Consider the following 18,993-nt stretch of genomic DNA (forward strand, 5'->3'; position numbering starts at 1 on the left):
TCCATGGTGCCAGGGCGGGGCGCTCCTGACAGGCGGACGCGGGCGGCGGAGCGGTGGTGATCGCCACGCCGCGCACGGCCCGGCGGGCCCCGGACGGCGCGCGGCGGCCGTCAGCCCGCGTCCCGGCCCCGGAAGGTGCGGCGGTACTCGCGGGGAGCCAGGCCGATCCGGCGCACGAAGGCGGGGCGCAGCGAGACGGCGGAGCTGAAACCGCAGCGGACGGCGATCTCGTCCACCGGCAGGTCGGTCCCCTCCAGCAGCCGCTGGACGGCCAGCACCCGCTGCTCCGCCAGCCAGCGCTGCGGAGTGGTGCCGGTGGTCTCGACGAAGCGGCGGGCGAACGAGCGCTCCGACATCAGGGCGACGCCCGCCATCCGGCGGACCGTCCAGGGCTCGGCCGGCGCGGCCAGCACCTCCGTGCGGACCCGGGTCAGCGGGTCGTCGCCGGTCTCCTCGGGGACGGGCGAGGGGATGAACTGGGCCTGGCCGCCGGCCCGGAACGGCGCGGTGACCATGAAGCGGGCGATCGCGGCGGCGGCCTGCTGGCCGTGGGCGGAGCGGACCAGGTGCAGGCAGAGATCGATGCCGGCGGCGACACCGGCGGACGTCCAGATCTCGCCGTCGCCGGTGAACAGCACGGTGGGGTCGACGCGCACGGCGGGATGGCGCTCGGCGAGTTCGCCCGCGAGCGCCCAGTGCGTGGTGGCGTCGCGACCGTCCAGCAGTCCCGCGTCCGCCAGGACGAAGGCGCCCGAGCAGAGGGAGGCGACCGGGATGCCGTGCGCGTGGACGGCGCGCAGCGCGGCGTGGACGGCCGGGTCGACCGGCGACAGCGGGTCCTCGACTCCGGGCACCACCACCAGGTCACAGGTCAGCAGGGTGTCCAGGCCGTGGTCGGGGACGCGCTCCAGGCCACCGCCGAACCGGACCCGGGCGCCGTCGGGTCCGCAGATCCGCAGATCGAAGGCCGGCAGGCCGAGCCGTCCCGGGCGCCCGGACCACACCTCGCCGATCACCGAGTAGTCGAAGGCCCGTACGCGGTCGAAGATCAGGCAGCCCACTGTGCGCATGGCGGAAATCTATCGATCGGCGGCTCCCCCGGTCCTCACCGGCCCCTGACGACCCCCGCACGATGGGACGCAGGACGGACACCAGCGCCTTCGACGCCCGCTCACCGTCGCCCCCGACGGGCGGGCCGGCCGGCGCCGGATCGCCCGGCCGCCGCCGGCCGGCGCTCAGGGCGAGGGCTCCTCGGCCAGCGTGCGGCGGAGGTTGACCCGGGCGCGGTAGGTGAGGGTCTTGACCGCGCCGACCCGCAGGCCGATCCGGGTGGCGATCTCCTTGGAGCTCAGACCGCCCCAGTAGCGGAGTGTCACCGCCGTCCGCTGGTGGTCGTTCAGGGCCGAGAGCGCCGCGAATACCCGGTCGGCCTCGACGATCGCCATCACGAGATCCTCCACCCGAATACCCGCGTCGGTGTCGGCGACGGTCTCGAAGGCCGACTCCCGACGGGTCGAGCGCCGTTTGTCGTGGTCGAGCATCAGATTACGGGCGATGGTGATTATCCAGGCCCCCATGTCGGTGCCGGTGAACTGGTATCCGCCGATTCCCGCCATTGCCCTGACAAAAGTGTCCTGGGTCAGATCCTCGGCCAGTGCGCGATTCCCGGTGCGTCGCGTCAGGAATGACAGCACTCGACCCTGATAGAGCCGATACAGCTCGGTCCAGGCAGCGCTGTCGCCGGCCTTGGCGGCCTCGATCAGCGCCGGCGTGACAGTCATGCCGGACCTCCTTCGTGGGGAAGGGCTGCCACGTTAGGAGGCCACGTGCAGGCGTGCAAGCGATTCCATGGAATTGACCCGTCCGCATCTCATCAAGAAGCAATGACCTGTGATGATGAAGAGAACGGGGGCTTGCGAGCATGCAAGCGCACGCCTGCCGAAGGCACACGCGATAGCCTGCGCGCCATGCAGTTGACAGGTGACACCTCGGACGCGACCACCCCGGCCCAACGCTTCGGGGCCGTCGTCCACGAGGCCGCGCAACGAGCCGGCTACGACCTCACCCCGGGGACCGGCGGGCGCCTCGCACTGGCCCGGGAGACCGGAATGAGCGCTTCTGCGGTGGGCCGCATGCTGCGCGGCGAAACGCTTCCGAGACCCTCCCAATTCCAGCGAATTGCCCAGGTGGTGCACGTCGACCTGCACGAGCTGCTGGTGCGCGGCGGGATTGTTTCCGAGGATTCCGCAAACGATCTCGGTCGGGGTGTACGATCACCCATCACTCCCGAAGAAGCACTGGACAGCTGGGGTGTCACCCACCCCGTGATCCGAAAATTCCTCCTCGCCACCATTGCGCAGGGAATCACCCTGCAGCGGGAGAGCGGGCACGAAAGTCGCGGGGGAGGCGCTGCGCACATGTAGAGGTGAGGCCAGAAATGCCGAGAATCCCGCCGAGGACGACCGACGGTCTGCGCGCGGCCGCAGCGATCGGCGGCATCGCCTCGATCGTGGCCGGCTCCTACGACTCCCGTTGGATCCCCGCCCTCGGCTGCCTCGCCGTCGTCACCCTGTCCGTCACGGAGTTCGCGCTGGCCCGGGTGCGCCGCTGGCTCGCCGGGGCCCGGGCGCGGGAGGAGCGGCAGCTCGCCCAGGTCACGGCGCGGCAGGGCGGTCCCACCCGCCGGGAACCGGAGGATGACGAGACGTCCGACGCGCTGCTTCGCCTGCTCGAAGCCGTCCATCAGGAGTTGAACCTCGCCAACGAGGAGGCGGCCAGGGCCCGCGCCGACCTCGCCGACCTCACCCGCGAGTGGAACGCCCTCGTCCAGGAGTCGCTCTGCCGGCAGCTCGGCTTCTGCGGACCGCCCGGGCCGGACCGACCGTCACCCGGCAACCGCCCCCGGCCGCCCGGCCCGCCGGGACACCGCTGAGCGAGTGCACAGGAGCCCCACAAGCACCGGGCGCACCACGGGTCCCGGGCGTGCACGGTGTACGCGCGGTGACCCACACCGGGCGGCGGATCCGAAAGCACCACGCCCGACACCGTGTATCGGTCCGATGAACATTTCCCGGGCCGGTCGTATTGCCCGATTTGGCCGTTGCTCCCGGAAAGCACCGTCACTACGCTCTCCCGGCCCGGCCCGGTTCTCTCGGGCGGGTCTCGAACCACACAGGGGAGCACGCCCGATGGCGATCCGTAAGTCCACCATCCAGGAGCAGGTCGCCCAGGCGATCGCGTCGATCGAGCCGAACGACCGCCCGGTCGTCACGTTCCAGAGCATCACCGGGCCGAGCCCGTGGCTGATGAACGCCCTGGGCCTGATCGGCCAGCTCCTCGTCAAGTACTACTACGTGACGCTGACCGAGCGCGTGGTCGTGGTGCACCGTGCCTCGCGCATCTCCAACCGCCCGCAGGAGATCGTCCACGTCGTGCCGCTGGAGCAGGCCCGCCTGCTCGTCAGCGACGTGCGCCGCAACCCGCTCTGGAGCTCGCTGCGCTTCCAGTTCCCCGGCGAGGCCACCCCGACCCGCCTGAACGTCGGTCGCTACTGGCGTGCCGAGCTGGACGTCTTCGTCCCGGCCCTGACCGGGCAGCAGATCGCCGCCTGACCCGGCACCCGAAGCACGGTGAAGGGGGCCGGTCCCACCCGGGGCCGGCCCCCTTCACGCCGCTCCGGCGGATGCCGGGAGTGGCACGCCGGACGGTGACGGGGCCCGCGCGGCCCCCGGCTCACAGGCTCACAGGCCCCGGTCGTGGGCCCAGTCCGCGAGTACGCGGGCACAGGTGTCGACGGACTCGCGCCAGGTGCGGTCCGCGCCCGCCCCGGCCTCGTCGCTGACGTGCTTGACCAGCCGGATCGGCACCCCGGCCCGCTCGGCCACGGTCGCCAGCGCGTACCCCTCCATGTCGACCAGGTCGGCGCTGCGGGCCAGGCGTTCACGGGCCGCGGGATCGGAGACGAAGAGATCACCGGTGGCCAGCGTCGGACCCTTCTCGCCGACGGTGATCGGGGCGCCGTAGGTGCGGCCGGTCAGGGCGCGCAGCACCGGGGTGTCGATGTCGTGCTGGAGCACCTCGCCGATCTCGTGGGTGCCGGCCCAGCCCGGGCGCAGCGCCCCGGCGGTCCCCAGGTTCACGATCTCCGACGGCCGGTCGCCACCGGCCAGCACGGTCGCCAGCGCGGCAGTCGCGTTGATCTTCCCTATCCCGGTGAGCAGCACGGGAAGGCCCTCGCCGAGGTACGCCGCCTCCTCCTGGACGGCGACGACGAGGAGCGGGCGGTCGGGGGAGATCGTTCCGAGCAGACGCATGGCGCCATGGTACGGAGCGCGCCCGGATGACCGGAAGTGTCGGTTTCACCCCCTCCTGGCCTGACCGGTACCGCAACCGCATAGGGTGCATCCCGCGTCGCCCTGTTCGGGACCGCCCCCGGCACGGCCCGCCACGGGGAGCGGGGCGGGCCACGGGGCCGAAGCTCAAGATCGGCGCAAGTCCGGTGTGACTGTCACGACCGGCGGCCATACTGCTGGCAACGACCGGGCCCCGTACGCGGGCCGGGGGCTCTGGGGAGGGTGGGGCGGTGGCGACACCGGTACGTACGGAGGAGCAGGGTCCTGAATCGGTCGCGACCGGCGCCGCCGCGGTGCGGCCCGGCCGCCCGCCGGCCGGCCCCTCGACGGGGGCGCCCGGGTCGGTCGCCGCGAGCCGTCCGCGGACACGGCTGCGCCGGGTGGCCGACGCCCGGCACTCCGCGCCGGGGCGGTTGCGGCTCGCGGGGGCGCTGCTGGCGGTGCTCGCCGCGGTGTTCGGCGCGCTGACGCTCTGGCAGGTCGACTCGCGCGCTCGGGCGGCGGAGCGGGTGGTCTCCTACAGTCAGCCGCTCAGCCAGACGGCCGCCGACATCCGGCGCTCGCTCGCCGACGCCGACACCACGGCGGCGACCGGCTTCCTGCTCGCCGGAGCCGAACCGAAGGCCGTCCGGCAGCGCTACGAGGACGATCTGGCAACCGCCTCCCGACTGATCACCGAGGCGGCGGCGCGGACCACCGCCTCCTCCCCCGCCCAGGCGTGGCTCTCCTCGCTCAACCAGGGCATCCCCACCTACGCCGGCCTGGTGGAGACCGCCCGGGCGAACGACCGGCAGGGTTTCCCGCTCGGTGGCGCCTACCTGCGGTACGCCTCGCAGCAGATGCGCGGCACCCTGCTGCCGGCGGCCGCGAAGCTCGCCGCCGAGGAGGACCGGGCGCTGGCCCGGGACTACGCCGAGGCGGGCGCCGCGCCGTGGGCCGCCTACGGACTGGGACTGGTGGCACTGACCGCGCTGGTACTGGTGCAGAGGGTGCTGTTCCGGCGGACCAACCGGGTGTTCAACATCGGTCTGGTGGGCGCGACCGCCGCCGTGCTGGCCGCCCTGCTGTTCCTGGCGGGCGGCAGCTGGGTGGTCAACGACCGGCTGGCCCGGGCCAAGCAGGCGGGTTCGGTGCCGCTGGAGGCGCTGAACACCGCCCGGGTCGACGTGCTGACGGCCCGACTGGCGGAGAACCTGCACCTGGTCGCCCGCGGGTCGAGCACCATCTACGCGGACCTCTGGGCCGCGACCACCGAGGAGCTGACCGGCAAGGCGGCGCCGGACGGGCGCCCCGGACAGGGCGGGGCGCTGGCCGACGCGCAGCGCCTCGCCCCCGCCGAGGCCGCCGAGGCGCTCACCCGGGCCCGCACGGAGTACGCCACCTGGTTCGCCCGGCACGCGGCGGCGGTGACCAAGGAGTCCTCGGACGGCGACTACCAGGGCGCGGTGGACGCCACGATCACCGTCAGGGAGGCCGACGTCCCGAACACCTCGGACGCCTCCTTCGCCGCCACCGACCTGCAGTTGGAGAAGGCGGCGGTCATCGAGCAGGCGAGGTTCAGGCAGTCCGCGAGCGGTACCGCCGCCCTGCTGGAGACCCTGGCGGCCGGTGCGGGCGTGCTCGCCCTGCTGGCGGCGGTCAGCGCGGTGCGCGGCCTCGGCCGCCGACTGGCCGAGTACCGGTGACCGGTGGAGGGGCGGACGTGGTGAAGGGGCGGGAGATGACCACAGGAACGGTACGGGGACGAATCGGCGCCCGGGGCCGCGCGGTGGCGGCGGTGGCGCTGCTGACGGCGGCGGCCGGCCTGCTCGGCGCGGGAAGCCCGCGGGGGGCCGTGCTGCCGGCCGCCGTGGGCGGTGTGCAGGCGGCGCAGCAGGGCCCGCCGGCGGCGGATCCGACCTGCGACGTGACGAAGAGCGTGCCGGCGAGCCGCCAGGACGGCCCCGCCGTCCAGGCGATCAGGAACAACCGGAGCCTGGTCGTCGGCGTCGACCAGAACAGCTACCGGTGGGGGGCGCGCAACCCGTCCACGGGTGAGATCGAGGGCTTCGACATCGACCTCGCCAAGGCCATCGGCACGGCCATCATGGGCGATCCCTCCAGGATCACCTTCAAGGCGGTGCCGACGGCCGAGCGGGTCGAGTTCCTCCAGGACGGCAAGGTCGACATGATCGTCCGCACCATGACGATCACCTGCGACCGGCTCGGCCAGGTCGCCTTCTCCAAGCCGTACTTCAAGACCTCCAACCGCCTGCTGGTGCCCAAGGCGGCGGGCGTGAAGACCTTCGACGAGGCGTTGAAGGGCAGGACGTCCTGCGCGGCGCGCAGTTCCTCGGCCGAGGACGAGCTGAAGGCCAACCCGCGCGGCTCGACGCTCGTCTCCGTCGAGAACCAGCTGGACTGCCTGGTGCTGATGCAGCTCGGCAAGGTCGACGCGACGATGACCGACGACGGCCTGGCCGCCGGGCAGGCCGCCCAGGACACCACCGTCACCATGCTGGACGAGCGGGTCCGGCCCGGCTACATGGGCGTGGCGATGAAACTGGGCAACGACGACCTGGTCGCCCGGGTCAACCAGGTACTGGCCGACTACCAGGCGAGCGGGGGGTGGCGGGCCGCCTACGACAAGTGGCTCAAGCCCACCATGCACGACGACGCCGACCAGTTCCGGCCGTGAGGCCCCGGCGTGCGGCACCCCTGACGGAACACCGATGGCCGAGCGAGCGCAGAGAGAGGACGTGGCGGTGGCAGGATCTGCCGGTCCGGCGATGAACCGGGAGGAGGTGGACCGCGCACTGGCACGCCTGGGCGCGGAGCGCGACGCCGTCGAGGCGGCCCTGCTCTCGTTGCAGGACCACCCGGGCCGCCGACTGCTGGAGGGGGCCTCGCTGGCCGGTCGCACCGAGGAGCGCTGGTCCGTCGCCGGGCAGGGCCTGCCGCTGCTCTGGGCGCTCTTCGACCGCTACTCCGAGGCGCTCGCCTCGGCCCGGGCCGTGCGGGCCCGCCGGGCGAGGCCGGGCGCACCCGAGCTGGCCGAACTGAACGAGCTGCTCAGCGGGCCGGCCGTGGCCGTCCCCGGCGGCGCGCTGCCGGACGGCCCGCACCGGCTCGGCGCACCGGCCCGGCTGGTCGAGCACGTCAGCCTGGCCGACCTGATGAACCGGATGAACGGCTGGTACGCCACCGTGCTGGACGTGGTCGACGCCGCCGACGCCGTCTGGTCCGCGCTGCCCGCCCGGATCGACCTGCTGCTGGCCGAGCTGCGCCGGGTGCAGAGCCTGGCGGGTTCGCTCGGCGTACGGGCCGGCGCCCACCCGATCGGCGACGACCTGGTCGAACTGGACGCCGCGCTGACGGAGCTGCGCGCCGAGGTGCTGGCCGACCCGCTGGCCCTGTGGCGGCCCTCCCGGGTGCCGGCCCAGCGCGGCACCGCCCCGGAGGGGAGCGCGCCGACCGGTGCGGGCGGGATGGTCGACACCGAGCGGTTCGACCGGGCCGGCCGGGCACTGGACGGCATCCGGCTCGAACTGGAGGGCCTGCTGAGGCTGCGGGACGACGCGGAGGAGCGCCTGCAGCAGGTCGGCGACCTGCTGCGGCGGGCCGACGCGACGCTCACCGAGGCCCGCCGGGCACGCGGCGAGGTGCTGGCGAAGATAGCCGCCACCGAGGTGCCCGCGGTGCCGGGGCCCGCCTCGGCGATGCGCGAACGCGTCGTGCTCGCACTGGAGTTGCGACAGAGCGGGCAGTGGCACCGGCTGGCCCCGCTGCTGGACGAGCTGGAGGACGCCGCGGCCAAGGAGCTCGGCCGGGCCCGGCAGGCGCTCACCGAGGTGACCCAGCCGCTGGCCGTCCGGGCCGAGTTGCGCGGGCGGTTGGACGCGTACAAGGCGATGGCCGCCCGGCTGCGGGTCGCCGAGGACCCGGAGGTGATCGAGCGCTACGAGAAGGCCCGCTGGCTGCTCTGGAGCGCTCCGTGCGACCTGCGGGCGGCGGCCGGCGCGGTGGCCCGCTTCCAGCAGTCCCTGCGGCCGGTGGCCGAGAGCGCCCGACCGCCCGGCGGCGGATCACAGGACGGACCGGACGACGGTCGGAGCGAGGGGCAGGGGGCGTGAGTTCCATGAGCGAGGCGTGTGCGCGGCCGGACTGCACCGGCGGCGGGGTCATCGACGAGGACGGGTTCTGCACCGAGTGCGGGCTGGCGCCGGCCGTGGCCGTACCGGTCGGCGGCCCGGAGGCGTCCGGGGAGCCGGGCGCGGAGCCGGCCGGCGGCCCGGGATCGGCCTGCACCCGGGACTGCCCGGGGACGATCGACCCGGACGGCTACTGCGACGAGTGCGGTCTGGCGGCCGAGCCGGCCGGGCCCGGCCCCGGGCGGCCGCACCTGCCCTCGGCCCGGCTCGCCCCGGAGTCCTCGCGCTCGCTGCGCACCTCCCGCACGGGCTCCGCGCGCTCGATGTCCGGCCGCTCCCGCGCGCACCGCTCGACCCGTACCGGCAGCGGCCGTTCCCTGTCGGTGCGCAGCAGCCGGGCCGGCGGCAGCGCCGCCACCCGCAGCCGGCTGGGCGCGGGCCTGGTGACCGTCCCGACCGTGCCCGGCCAGGACCCTTCCCAGGCCGTCCTGACCGACCCGCAGGTGCCGGAGCGCAAGCGCTTCTGCTCCAGGTGCGACGCCCCGGTGGGCCGGGAGAAGAACGGCGCGCCCGGCCGGCCCGAGGGCTTCTGCACCCAGTGCGGCACGCCCTACTCGTTCACGCCCAAGCTGCGGCGCGGCGACCTGGTCGGCGGCCAGTACGAGGTGCTGGGCTGCCTGGCGCACGGCGGCCTCGGCTGGATCTACCTGGCGGTCGACCGCCGCGTCAACGACAAGTGGGTGGTGCTCAAGGGCCTGCTGGACACCGGGGACGAGGACGCGCTGGCGGTGGCCGTGGCCGAACGCCGCTTCCTGGCCGAGGTGGACCACCCGAACATCGTCCGCATCATCAACTTCGCCGAGCACCCCGACCCGCGCACCGGCTCGACCGACGGCTACATCGTGATGGAGTACGTCGGCGGCAAGTCGCTCAAGGACATCGCCGACGAGCGCCGCACCCCGGACGGCCGGCGCGAGCCGCTGCCGGTCGAGCAGGCGATCGCGTACGCGCTGGAGGCGCTGCCCGCGCTGGGCCACCTGCACAGCCGGGGGCTGGTGTACTGCGACTTCAAGATCGACAACGTGATCCAGAGCGAGGACTCGCTCAAGATCATCGACATGGGTGCCGTCCGCCGCCTCGACGACGACGGCCCGATCTACGGCACCGTCGGCTACCAGGCGCCCGAGATCGCCACCGACGGCCCCACCCCCGCCTCCGACCTCTACACGGTGGCCCGCACCCTCGCGGTGCTGAGCTTCGACTTCCAGGGCTACAGCACCACGTACCGCGAGGAGCTGCCCGGCCCCGAGGACGTCCCGCTCTTCGCCGCGTACGAGTCGTACTACCGCTTCCTGCTCCGCGCCACCGACCCGGATCCGGCCCGCCGGTTCTCCTCCGCCGAGGAGATGGCCGACCAGCTGACCGGCGTGCTGCGGGAGATCCTGGCGTTGCGCGACGACCGGCCGCGGCCCGCGCTGTCCACGCTCTTCGGACCGGAACTGCGGGTCGTCGACACCGAGCTGGTGGCGCTCGCCACGACACCCGGCGAACTTCGGGTCACCCCGCTCGACCCGGCCGCCGCCGCCCTCGCACTGCCCGTCCCCCGGGTCGACCCCGAGGACCCCAACGCCGGGTTCCTCGCCGCGCTGATCGCCACGGACCCGGACGAGGCGCTCACCGCCCTCGCCGGCGCCCCCGCCGAGTCGGTCGAGCGGACCCTGCGCGAGCTGCGGGCCCGTCTCGAACTCGGCCACGCCGCCGAGGCGCAGGAGTCGCTCGCCGCGCTGGAGAGCGACCACCAGGGCGACTGGCGGGTGGTCTGGTACCGGGGGCTGGCCGCGCTGACGGCCGCCGGCAGCGCGACCGGCACGGCCCGCACCGGGCAGCTGACCGCCGCCGCCGAGGCGTTCGACGCGCTCTACGACGCCTTCCCCGGCGAGGCCGCGCCGAAGCTGGCGCTCGGTGTCTGCGCCGAACTGCTCGGCAACGGCGAGGACGCCGCGGAGTTCTACCGCCTGGTGTGGACCACCGACCACGCCTACGTCAGCGCCGCCTTCGCCCTGGCCCGGGTACGGCTCGCGGCCGGGGAGCGCGCGGACGCCGTCCGAGCGCTGGAGTCGGTGCCCGCCACCTCCAGCCACCACACCGCCGCCCGGATCGGCGCCGTCCGGGCCCGGCTGCGCGAGCGGCCCGCCACCGATCCGCTCGGCGGGGACCTCGGCGCCTGCTCCGACCAGCTCACCCGGCTCGGCCTGGACGACCGGCGGCGGGAGGAACTCGCCGTCGAGGTGCTGGGCGCCGCGCTCGGCTGGGTGCTCGCCGGCCGCCCCGGCGCGGAGGGCGGGGAGCTCACCGTGCTGGGACAACCCGTCGCCGAACGGGAACTGCGCTTCGCCCTGGAACACTCCTACCGGGTACTCGCCCGGTTGGCCGACCGGGCGCAGGTCAGGATCGAGATGGTGGAACGGGCCAACCGGACCCGCCCCAGGACGTGGGTGTAACCAATGCCGCAGCAGACCGTGTGTCCGAGCTGTTCCGAGCCGCTGGATCCGCAGGACGTGTACTGCGGAGCCTGCGGCACCGGCCGCCACGACCCGGGACCGAGGGCGATGCCGGCCGGCTGGGTCGCCGGTCCGGGCCCGGCAACCGCCTCCGCCGGTGCCGGTGAGCGGGCCGGTGCCGGTGATCGGGCCGCCGCCGGGGATTCGCCGACCCTGCGGATGAGCCTGGCCCAGCGCCCCGGCCCCGGCCTGGTGCCGGGCGTGGACTGCGCGCACTGCGGCGCGCCGCAGGTCACCACCGACGGGTACTGCGAAGCCTGCGGCGGTGCCCAGCCCCGCCCGCGCGACCACATGGAGAAGGTGCTCGCGGGCGTCGCCGGGGTGAGCGACCGGGGTGTGCGCCACCATCGCAACGAGGACTCCTTCACCGTCGCCGCCACGTCGCTGCCCGGGGGCGTCCCCGCCGTGGTCGCGGTGGTCTGCGACGGCGTCTCCTCCTCCGACCGGCCCGACGAGGCCTCCGAGACCGCCGTGGACAGCGCCTCCGAAGCCCTGCTGACGGCGCTGGAGCGGGGCGAGGACCCGACCGTCGCGATGCGCGCCGCGATCGCCGAGGCCGCCCGCGCGGTCGCCGCCCTGGCCGAGGAGGGCGGCTCGCCCGCCCGGCCCGACGTCAACGCCCCGGCCTGCACCTACGTCAGCGCGGTCGCGGCCGCCGGCCGGGTCACCATCGGCTGGGTGGGCGACACCCGGGCGTACTGGATCCCCGACGACCGGGTCTCGGCCGAGCCGTTCCGGCTGACCCAGGACGACTCCTGGGCCGCCCGGATGGTCGAGGCCGGTTTGATGGCCGAGGCCGAGGCGTACGCCGACCCGCGCGCGCACGCGATCACCGGCTGGCTCGGCGCCGACGCCGAGGAGGTCGTCCCGCACACCCTGGACTTCACCCCGCACGTGCCCGGCGTCCTGCTGGTCTGCACCGACGGACTGTGGAACTACGCCGAGGCGGCCACCGACCTCGCGTACCTCGTACGCTCCGACGCCCGGACGGATCCGCTCGCGGCGGCCCGCACGCTGGTGACGTTCGCCATCGAGGCCGGCGGCCACGACAACATCACCGTCGCCGTGCTGCCGGTCCTGCCCGCCACCGATCTGGCCGGCACCGGGCACGCCGCCACCGTGGCGGACCTGCCGGTGACCGGCTCCCCGGCCGAACCCGAACCGCCGGAGCACGACGACACCCTGCCGGACATCCCCGTGATCGGCTCGCCGCGGGCACCGCTGCCGCCGCTCCCCCCGCGACCGCCCGTCCCGCCGCAGCCCGTCCAGCCGCAGCCCGTCCAGCCGGTGCCCCCGGCGGCGCCGCCCGCCGTACCCGCGCCGCCGCAGCACGCGCCCGCGCGCTGAGCGCCGCCGCACCGGACGCGCCGGACAGCCCGGCGCGTCCGCTGCGTCCGGTGCGGCCACCCGCGTCCTTGGACGTCCCGACCATCCGACAGGAGCCCCGAGCCATGGCCACTCTGGCAAAGTCGAATCTGCCCCGGTTCGACGTGGACATCTTCCAGAACGAGTTCCTCGCGGACGGCGCCCGCGAGGTCAACGCGATCGTCACCGTGACCGCCACCGGCGGGGGCACCTCGGGCGGCCGTCCGCTGCCGACCGACGCCGGTCCGCAGGGCGACGGCGCGGCGCAGTCCTCGGCCGTGGTGATCATGGTCGACTGCTCGGGCTCGATGGAGTACCCCGCGAGCAAGATGCGCGGCGCGCGGGACGCCACCGCCGCCGCCATCGACACCGTCCGCGACGGCGTCGCGTTCGCGGTGGTGGCCGGCACCCACGAGGCCAAGGAGGTCTACCCCGGCGACGGCGGCCTGGCGATCGCCGGCCCCGCCACCCGGAGCGCGGCCAAGGAGGCGCTGCGCCGGCTCACCCCCGGCGGCGGCACCGCGATGGGCGGGTGGCTGGCCAAGGCCGACCGGCTCTTCCTGACCCGGCGCGACATCCCCATCCGGCACGCGATCCTGCTCACCGACGGGAAGAACGAGCACGAGAGCGCCGCCGACCTCGACCGCGCGATCGAGCGGGTGACCGGCCACTTCACCGCCGACTGCCGGGGGGTGGGCACCGACTGGCAGGTGGCCGAGCTGCGGAAGATCTCCTCCGCCCTGCTCGGCAGCGTCGACATCGTGGCGGAGCCGTCCGGCCTGGTCGAGGACTTCCGCTCGATGATGGAGAACGCGATGGGCAAGCAGGTCGCGGACGTCGCCCTGCGGGTCTGGACGCCCGCCAACGCCGTGGTGAAGTTCGTCAAGCAGGTCGCCCCCAGCGTCGAGGACCTCACCGGGCGCCGGGCCGAGGCCGGCCCGAGGGCCGGTGACTACCCCACCGGCTCCTGGGGCGACGAGAGCCGCGACTACCACGTCTGCATCGAGGTGCCGGCCGCGGGCGTCGGCAACGTGATGCTCGCCGCCCGGATCAGCCTGGTGCTGCCGCAACCGGGCGGGGCGGCGCCCGAGGTGCTCTCCCAAGGTCTGGTCAAGGCCGTCTGGACGGACGACCTGGCCTCCTCCACCCGGATCAGCCCGCAGGTCGCCCACTACACCGGGCAGGCCGAGCTCGCCTCCTCGATCCAGGAGGGCCTGGCCGCGCACCGCGCGGGCGATCTGGACCGGGCGACGGCCAAGCTCGGCGCCGCCGTGCGGATCGCCCACGCGATCGGCAACGAGGGCACGTTCAAACTGCTGCAGAAGGTGGTGGATGTGGTGGATCCGAAGGAGGGTACGGTTCGGTTTCGTAAGGATGTCAGCGAGGCCGACTCGATGACCCTGGAGACCCGGTCGACCAAGACCGTTCGCGTCAAGAAGTGACCGGGCGCACGCCCGGCCGGAAGCGGCCCCAACAGGCTGGAAACGAGGGGGGACCTGATGCCGATCTGCCCGAGGGGCCATGAGTCGCAGGCCGAGGACTGGTGCGACTTCTGCGGCTTCCCGATGACACCGCCGCCCGGCCTGGCCGTACCGGGCCGGGTCGCGCCCGCCCCGGCGCAGCCCGCTCCCGCGCCGGCCCGGGCGTTCCCGGACGTCACCGAGGGGCTCACGGTCTGCCCGATCTGCCGCAGCCCGCAGACCGGCCGGTACTGCGAGGAGTGCGGGTACGACTACGACCTCTCCTCCCCCTCGCGCCGCCAACCGCCCGCGCCGGCGCCCGCGAGCCTCGCGCCCCCGGCTCCACCGGCACCCGCGGCGCCGGGCGGCATCCCGGCCGCGTACGGCGGTACCCGGGCACCCCAGCAGGCCCAGCAGGCCCAGCAGGCCCAGCAGCCGCCCCGGCCGCAGCAGCCGGGGGCCCCCTCCGGCGGGTACGGCTACCCGCAGCCGTCGTCCTACGAGCCGCGGGCCGAGTACGAGAAGCCCGCGCCGTACGAGCGGCCGACGTTCGAGAAGCCCGCGCCGTACGAGCCCCCCGCGCCGTACGAGCAGGCGCCGTACGAACAGCCCCGGTACGAGCAGGCCCCTTACGAGCAGCCGCAGTACGAGCAGCGCGGCTACGAGCAGCCCGGGGCCTACCCCGAACCCGCTCCGTACCAGGAGCCCGGCGGGTACCAGGAGCCCGGCCGTCCGTACGAGCAGCCGGGCGGGTACCGGCAGCCGGACGGGTTCGAGCGCCCCGGTGCGCAGGAGTCGGCCGGCGGCCCGGTCTACGCGCAGCCGGGGCCGACCCCGCAGGGTGAGGAGTTCGGCACCTCCTTCAAGCTCGCCCCGCCGCTCGTCCCGGGCTCGGCGCGGACCCCCGCGCACGGCGTCGCCTCCCCGGGGGCCGAGCAGACCCGCGGGACCTGGATGGCGGTGGTCTCCGCCGACCGCGAGTACTTCACCGACATGATGGCGCGCAGCGGTCCCGAGGCCGCCGGGCTGTTCTTCCCGCCGTACTGCCCGGAGCGGCGGATCCCGCTGACCGGGCGGGGCCAGCTGCGGATCGGCCGGCGCAGCCAGCAGCGCGGCACCGTGCCGGAGATCGATCTCTCGGTGCCCCCGGAGGACCCGGGGGCCTCGCACCAGCACGCGCTGCTGGCCGAGCAGGCGGACGGCAGCTGGGTGCTGGTGGACCAGGACTCCACCAACGGCACGACGGTCAACGGCGGCGCGGAGTCGGTCGCCCCGCACACCGCTATCCCGCTGAACGACGGGGACCGCGTGCACGTCGGCGCCTGGACCACGATCACGCTGCACCGTTCCTGAGAGATCCCCGCTGCGGGGCCGGGCCACAGCGGCCCGGTCCCGGTCGCGGTCCCGAGGCCGACGGGGCGCCGGCCCACCGCCGGCCCCCGCGGCCGCGGGCCGGCCGGAGCACTCCGGCGCGGGATGCGAACGATCTTCAATAAAATCGCACAGAGTGCTGCCGCGAACGTGCCCCTCCCCTACTGTCAGGGCACATGACTGCAGCTATCACCGCCGACGGCATACGTCAGCGGTACGGGGATGTCCAGGCTGTCGACGGGGTGTCACTCACCGTCGAGACTGGCGAGTTCTACGGAATCCTGGGGCCCAACGGGGCCGGCAAGACCACCACTCTGGAGATCCTGGAGGGGATCCGCCAGCCCGACGAGGGCCGCGTCGAGCTGCTGGGGCTGTCGCCCTGGCCTCGTAACAAGGAGCTGCTGCCGCGCATCGGCGTGCAGTTCCAGGCCTCCGCGTTCTTCAACAAGCTGACGGCGCGGGAGACCATCCGCACCTTCGCGTCCTTCTACGGGGTAGGTGCCAAGCGGGCCGACGCGATGCTCGAACGGGTCGGGCTCGCCGAGTCCGCCTCGGCCATGACCGACAAGATGTCCGGCGGCCAGGCCCAGCGCCTGTCCATCGCCTGCGCGCTGGCGCACGATCCGGAGCTCGTCTTCCTCGACGAGCCCACCACCGGGCTCGACCCGCAGGCCCGTCGCAACCTCTGGGACCTGCTGCGCGACATCAACGGCGAGGGCCGGACCGTCGTGCTCACCACCCACTACCTGGACGAGGCCGAGATCCTCTGCGACCGCGTCTCGGTGATGGACCACGGCAAGGTGCTGCGGACCGGGGCACCCGCGGCACTGGTACGCGACATCGACGACACCGTCCGGGTCAGCGTGGAGTCCGGCGTGCTCTCCCTGGAGTCCGCCCGCGAGCTGCTCACGGCGGCCGGCGCCGAGAGCGCCTCGGTGGAGGACGACGGCGTCTCGCTCACGGTCGCCACCCGCGCCCCCGCACCGGTGCTCGCCGTGCTCGCCGAGCACGGCGCCCTGCGTGGCCTGGAAGTACGCGGCGCCACCCTGGAGGACGTCTTCCTCCAGCTCACCGGACGGGAGTACCGCGCATGAGCGCCGAGGAGACGGCGACCGCCGCCGACCGTGGCAGTGTCCCCGCCCAGCGCACCGCCGGCCCCGGCGGTGCCCGGCCCGGTGCGGCCGACGAGCGGGTCAGCGCCTTCCGCAGCCTCTCCCGGGTGATGATCGTGGCGTTCGTGCGGGACCGCACGGCCGTCTTCTTCGTGATCCTCTTCCCGCTGATGTTCCTGCTGCTCTTCGGCACCCTGCTCAAGGGCGCCGGCAGCCCGCACGCCAAGGTCGCCCAGGTCGGCGCCGTCCAGCTGCTGGACTCGGTCCAGGGCGACGGGCGGACCGAGCTGGAGAAGGTCCTCAGCATCACCAGGACCGACGACGCGGCCGGGGCACTGGCCAAGGTCAAGAAGGGCGAGCTGGACGCACTCGTCCAGCAGGGTCCGGACGGCCGGATCGAGCTGCGCTTCAGCGCCGCCGACCAGGTCCGCGCCGCCAGCGTGCAGGGCATCGTGAACGCCGTGATCCAGCAGGCCAACCAGGAGGCCAGTGGCAAGCCGGCCGCCTTCACCCTGGACGCGGCCCAGGTCGAGGACAACTCGCTCAAGCCGATCCAGTTCCTCACCCCCGGCCTGCTGGGCTGGGCGGTCGCCACCGGAGCCGTCTTCGGGGCCTCGCTGACGCTGGTCTCCTGGCGCCAGAAGAAGGTGCTGCGCAGGCTGCGGCTCGCGCCGGTGAGCCCGGTCGCGATCATCTCCTCGCGGGTCGCGGTGAGCATCCTCACCGCGCTCACCCAGACCGCGGTGTTCCTGGGGGTGGCGACCACGCCCTTCTTCGGGCTGAAGCTGACCGGCAGCTGGTGGCTGATCATCCCGCTGGTGATCTGCGCCACGATCGCCTTCATGTCGATCGGCCTGCTGGCCGGATCGCTGGCGAAGACGGAGGAGGCGGCGAACGGCATCTCGCAGATCATCGTGCTGCCGATGTCCTTCCTCTCCGGGTCGTTCTTCCCGATGGACGACGCCCCGACCTGGCTGAAGACGCTCTCCGACGCCTTCCCGCTGAAGCACATGGTCACCGCCTCCCAGGCGGTGCTCAGCCGGGGCGGCGGACTGTCGGACGCGCTGCCCACCATGGGCGGACTGCTGCTCTTCGCCGCCGTCCTGACCGCGATCGCCTCCCGCTTCTTCCGCTGGGAGGACGCCTGAGCGGTGCGCCGGGTGCCTGTCGGGCCCCCGACGGACGCCCGGCGCACGGTCGACGAGCGCCCGGTGAGTTCCCGCTGAGCGTCCGGTGAGTTCCCGCTGAGTGCCTCCTGGCGCGGTCGGGGTCGTACGCCGAAAGTCCTGGTGTACGACCCCGACGGCGTCTGCGACCATGGTCGGGTGACTGAGATCGGGCATGACACACGCAGCGAGGAGACCTTTTTCGACGCGGTCGGCGGCGAGGAGACCTTCCGGCGGCTGGTGCACCGGTTCTACCAGGGCGTCGCCGGGGACGAGTTGCTGCGCCCGATGTACCCGGAGGACCTCGGCCCGGCCGAGGAGCGCTTCGCCCTGTTCCTGATCCAGTACTGGGGCGGCCCCCGCACGTACAGCGATCAGCGCGGACACCCCCGGCTGCGGATGCGGCACGTGCCGTTCAAGGTCGACCGCGCCGCGCACGACGCCTGGCTCCGGCACATGCGCACGGCGCTGGACGAACTCGCCCTGGCGCCGGACGCGGAGCGCCAGCTCTGGGACTACCTCACCTACGCCGCCGCCTCGATGATCAACACCGCCGGCTGACACCGCGCGACCGCCCCGACCGTCACACACGTGACGGCCGGCCCGGTGACGGGGGACGACCGGCGGTCAGCCCCGCAGCGGGCTGAGCCCGAGCCCGGCCCCCGGCGCGGAGACCGTCCGGACCGCGACCGACCCTGCCGGCGCGCTCAGCCGCAGCCACGCTCCGGCCCGGTGCACCGTGAGCGGCGCGGCCGGCTTCAGGAACCCGATCACGTACGAGGCGTGGGCGGCGCGCAGCGGCAGCGCGGGCACCGCGGTCAGCGGGCGGGACCAGATCTCGTCCGCCAGAGCGTCCAGTACGGCGCGGGTGCGGTGGTGCTCGGGCACCGCCTCGCTGCGCTCCCTGAACTCGCGCACCGCCGCCGTCAGCTCGGGCACGACCTCGACGGCCGGTGGCGCGGCCAGCAGCCGCCAGCCCGTCCGGGGCGGCAGCAGGCCGGCCCAGGCGGGGCCGGTGACCGGCGCGGGAAGCGTCACGGTGTTCGCGCCGTCGTCGATGTCGTCCAGCAGCCGTCCCGCCGAGACCGTGCGGTCCACCGGCGTGAGCGGCCCGGCCAGCCGAGCCGTCCGGACGGCCACGGCGCCCGAGCTGCCCAGTGGCAGCCGCCCGAAGACGGCGAGCACGCCCGGCGCCGCCTCCTCCTGCGCCGGGAGCCGCCCGGCCTGCCCGCCGGCCTGCCCGCCGCCCTGCCCGACGGCCTGCAGCCGCACCGCCGCCGCCCGGTCGAAGCGCAACAGTCGCACCAGGAAGGCGGCGAGATCGGCGGCCTCCCCGGCGTCGCCGAGGACGAGGCGGGCGGTACTGGTCAACGGTGGCTCACTCCGGATCGGCGATACGTGGCGGACGGACGGCGCCGGGTTCTCCCCGGACGGCGCCGCGCCCCACCCGGACGACGGCGCGATCGGACGCACTCG

The 18,993-nt window shown here is 74.2% G+C and carries 17 protein-coding genes; 13 read left to right on the plus strand and 4 right to left on the minus strand.

Going from position 1 to position 18,993, the window contains the following annotated elements:
- Window positions 1–110 precede the first annotated feature (110 nt).
- Together OG823_RS10480 and OG823_RS10485 are read right to left on the minus strand one after the other, a co-directional pair.
- Window positions 111–1,070 carry a GlxA family transcriptional regulator gene (locus OG823_RS10480; RefSeq protein WP_371479195.1) on the minus strand — a complete coding sequence of 320 codons (960 nt, stop codon included), beginning with the start codon at window positions 1,068–1,070 and terminating at the stop codon, window positions 111–113.
- 165 nt (window positions 1,071–1,235) lie between these two features.
- Window positions 1,236–1,781, minus strand: a complete 546-nt coding sequence (locus tag OG823_RS10485; RefSeq protein WP_371479196.1) for an RNA polymerase sigma factor — start codon at window positions 1,779–1,781, stop codon at window positions 1,236–1,238.
- A gap of 186 nt (window positions 1,782–1,967) precedes the next feature.
- Here OG823_RS10485 and OG823_RS10490 point away from each other — a divergent pair, with 186 nt between their 5' ends.
- The 3 genes from OG823_RS10490 to OG823_RS10500 all read left to right on the plus strand — a co-directional run bounded on the left by OG823_RS10490 (window position 1,968) and on the right by OG823_RS10500 (window position 3,611).
- Window positions 1,968–2,423, plus strand: coding sequence for a multiprotein-bridging factor 1 family protein (locus tag OG823_RS10490; RefSeq protein ID WP_371479197.1), 456 nt, complete (start codon window positions 1,968–1,970; stop codon window positions 2,421–2,423).
- Window positions 2,424–2,437: 14 nt separating this feature from the next.
- Complete coding sequence (locus OG823_RS10495; RefSeq protein ID WP_371479198.1) at window positions 2,438–2,932, plus strand: hypothetical protein; 495 nt, start codon at window positions 2,438–2,440, stop codon at window positions 2,930–2,932.
- Window positions 2,933–3,188: 256 nt separating this feature from the next.
- On the plus strand, window positions 3,189–3,611 hold the full coding sequence (locus OG823_RS10500; RefSeq protein WP_371479199.1) for a hypothetical protein: 423 nt from the start codon (window positions 3,189–3,191) through the stop codon (window positions 3,609–3,611).
- A gap of 129 nt (window positions 3,612–3,740) precedes the next feature.
- On the opposite strand, the gene OG823_RS10505 is transcribed toward OG823_RS10500, so the two are convergent.
- On the minus strand, window positions 3,741–4,313 hold the full coding sequence (locus OG823_RS10505) for a nucleosidase (protein ID WP_371479200.1): 573 nt from the start codon (window positions 4,311–4,313) through the stop codon (window positions 3,741–3,743).
- A gap of 269 nt (window positions 4,314–4,582) precedes the next feature.
- Here OG823_RS10505 and OG823_RS10510 point away from each other — a divergent pair, with 269 nt between their 5' ends.
- The 10 genes from OG823_RS10510 (at window position 4,583) to OG823_RS10555 (ending at window position 18,078) form a co-directional block, all read left to right on the plus strand.
- Window positions 4,583–6,037: a hypothetical protein gene (locus OG823_RS10510; RefSeq protein WP_371479201.1), complete on the plus strand. Its 1,455-nt coding sequence runs from the start codon at window positions 4,583–4,585 to the stop codon at window positions 6,035–6,037.
- A 35-nt stretch (window positions 6,038–6,072) separates the two neighbouring features.
- The gene (locus OG823_RS10515) at window positions 6,073–7,029 is read left to right on the plus strand and encodes a transporter substrate-binding domain-containing protein (protein ID WP_371479202.1); all 957 of its coding nucleotides are present in this window, start codon (window positions 6,073–6,075) and stop codon (window positions 7,027–7,029) included.
- A 61-nt stretch (window positions 7,030–7,090) separates the two neighbouring features.
- Entirely contained in the window at window positions 7,091–8,464 is a 1,374-nt protein-coding gene (locus OG823_RS10520; RefSeq protein WP_371484412.1) for a hypothetical protein, read from the plus strand.
- 5 nt (window positions 8,465–8,469) lie between these two features.
- Window positions 8,470–10,983 carry a tetratricopeptide repeat protein gene (locus tag OG823_RS10525; RefSeq protein ID WP_371484414.1) on the plus strand — a complete coding sequence of 838 codons (2,514 nt, stop codon included), beginning with the start codon at window positions 8,470–8,472 and terminating at the stop codon, window positions 10,981–10,983.
- A 3-nt stretch (window positions 10,984–10,986) separates the two neighbouring features.
- Window positions 10,987–12,390: a PP2C family serine/threonine-protein phosphatase gene (locus OG823_RS10530; protein WP_371479203.1), complete on the plus strand. Its 1,404-nt coding sequence runs from the start codon at window positions 10,987–10,989 to the stop codon at window positions 12,388–12,390.
- Between the two features lie 104 nt (window positions 12,391–12,494).
- Window positions 12,495–13,850: a VWA domain-containing protein gene (locus tag OG823_RS10535; protein ID WP_371479204.1), complete on the plus strand. Its 1,356-nt coding sequence runs from the start codon at window positions 12,495–12,497 to the stop codon at window positions 13,848–13,850.
- 57 nt (window positions 13,851–13,907) lie between these two features.
- Window positions 13,908–15,221, plus strand: coding sequence for an FHA domain-containing protein (locus OG823_RS10540; protein WP_371479205.1), 1,314 nt, complete (start codon window positions 13,908–13,910; stop codon window positions 15,219–15,221).
- A gap of 194 nt (window positions 15,222–15,415) precedes the next feature.
- Window positions 15,416–16,333 (plus strand): ATP-binding cassette domain-containing protein, encoded by a 918-nt coding sequence (locus OG823_RS10545; RefSeq protein WP_371479206.1) that lies wholly within the window; start codon window positions 15,416–15,418, stop codon window positions 16,331–16,333.
- Complete coding sequence (locus OG823_RS10550; protein ID WP_371479207.1) at window positions 16,330–17,499, plus strand: ABC transporter permease; 1,170 nt, start codon at window positions 16,330–16,332, stop codon at window positions 17,497–17,499. Before OG823_RS10545 ends, OG823_RS10550 begins: the two co-directional genes overlap by 4 nt.
- 177 nt (window positions 17,500–17,676) lie before the next feature.
- Window positions 17,677–18,078, plus strand: coding sequence for a globin (locus tag OG823_RS10555; RefSeq protein ID WP_371479208.1), 402 nt, complete (start codon window positions 17,677–17,679; stop codon window positions 18,076–18,078).
- Window positions 18,079–18,144: 66 nt separating this feature from the next.
- Here OG823_RS10555 and OG823_RS10560 read toward each other — a convergent pair whose 3' ends face one another.
- Window positions 18,145–18,888, minus strand: a complete 744-nt coding sequence (locus OG823_RS10560) for a hypothetical protein (RefSeq protein ID WP_371479209.1) — start codon at window positions 18,886–18,888, stop codon at window positions 18,145–18,147.
- Window positions 18,889–18,993: the final 105 nt, after the last annotated feature.

The sequence above is a fragment of the Kitasatospora sp. NBC_00315 genome (assembly GCF_041435095.1).
In the GTDB taxonomy this organism is placed as follows: domain Bacteria; phylum Actinomycetota; class Actinomycetes; order Streptomycetales; family Streptomycetaceae; genus Kitasatospora.